The organism is Staphylococcus sp. EZ-P03 (assembly GCF_003344575.1).
GTDB classification, from domain to species: Bacteria; Bacillota; Bacilli; order Staphylococcales; family Staphylococcaceae; genus Staphylococcus; species Staphylococcus simulans_B.
The window spans coordinates 1-1,341 of record NZ_QPMO01000049.1 but is presented as its reverse complement, the minus strand read 5'-3'; the positions used below and the strand labels follow the sequence as shown (position 1 = coordinate 1,341).

The 1,341-nt window shown below is 34.2% G+C and carries 2 protein-coding genes; both read left to right on the top strand.

Going from position 1 to position 1,341, the window contains the following annotated elements; all coding sequences use genetic code 11:
- Positions 1-613, top strand: a 613-nt coding sequence (locus DVJ99_RS12895) for a replication protein (RefSeq protein WP_346426309.1), incomplete at its 5' end; no start/stop codon positions are given.
- Between the two features lie 460 nt (positions 614-1,073).
- Positions 1,074-1,214, top strand: coding sequence for a ribbon-helix-helix domain-containing protein (locus tag DVJ99_RS12890; RefSeq protein ID WP_031917823.1), 141 nt, complete (start codon positions 1,074-1,076; stop codon positions 1,212-1,214).
- Positions 1,215-1,341 lie beyond the last annotated feature (127 nt).

Here is a 1,341-nt window from a genome sequence, read left to right as displayed (position 1 = left end):
TGTATTCGGAGGTAATTATATCATGGTGAATAAAGCATCACAAGGTAATGTAAGAACTAGAAATTGGACGTTTGTAATTTACCCAGAAAGTGTTTCTGAAGGTTGGAGAGATATATTAGATGATGAACATATACAATGGGTTGAATCTCCATTACATGATAAGGATACTAATCCAAATGGAGAGATAAAAAAGGCTCATAAGCATATATTGGTTATGTATGATGGGGTTAAAAGTTATAATCAGATATTAGAATTGACTGAAAGAATAAATGCGACTGTTCCACAAAGGTGTGGTTCTGCTAAAGGTCTTGTTAGATATATGTTGCATATGGATAATCCTGAGAAATATCAGTATGATCGTGAAGATATGATTGCTCATGGTGGAGCAGATATTCTAGAGATGTTAAAACCGACGTCTGCAAGCAGATATGAGATGTTTAAAGAAATGACTTCTTTTATAGTTGAAAATGATATAAGAGAATACGAAGAACTATGGATTTATGCTATGGAGCATAGATTTGATGATTGGTTCCCTTTGTTGGCTGATAATGGTACTTTTGCTATAAATACGTTTATAAAATCTAGAAGACATAGAATAAAAGATAACAAATGAATTAGCTAGCCATTATGGCTAGCTTTTTGCTTTAGCAAAAAAGGGGGATTGGGGGTTTACCCCCAAACAAGGGTATTTGCAGAACGAAATGAGCGATAGCGAATGAAGTGGCTAGCAAATACGAAGCTTGCCAAACCATATTATTACTTGTGATAGGAGAAATACTTTTGACGAACAAAGAAATAATGATAGCCACTTCAGTGGCGATTGGTGCAGTTGTAACTTGGATTAATCCAAGTTAACAACCAATCCAAATCATTACTTTCGATATCGTGAAGTCAAAAGGAAATTCTATTACAAGTAATAATATGGTGGGTTTTGACTTTAGGTTTTCAACACTGGGGTACTACGACCCCCCAGTGTTGTTCATTGTTCACGGTCACTTTTTGTGTATAAACGATTGAATTATGATGTTGTTTTGTGTATTATTGACTGTAATAGTTGAAAGGTGGTTACAATTATGAGTAAAAGATTGCAAGTGACTTTGAAAGATGAGATGTCGGAAAAGTTAGATGAATTGGCGAAATATTTAGGAGTTTCAAAAAGTGCGGTAATTGCGTTGGCTTTGCAAGATTTTGATAAAAAACATAAAAATAGATAAAAAAATACTGCCATGTGGCTATGGCAGCATAAACTTGTATTCGGAGGTAATTATATCATGGTGAATAAAGCATCACAAGGTAATGTAAGAACTAGAAATTGGACGTTTGTAATTTACCCAGAAAGTG

Excerpts from the sequence above, each read along its gene's own strand:
- DVJ99_RS12890 (WP_031917823.1), top strand. The coding sequence starts at position 1,074 with ATGAGTAAAAGATTGCAAGTGACTTTGAAAGATGAGATGTCGGAAAAG.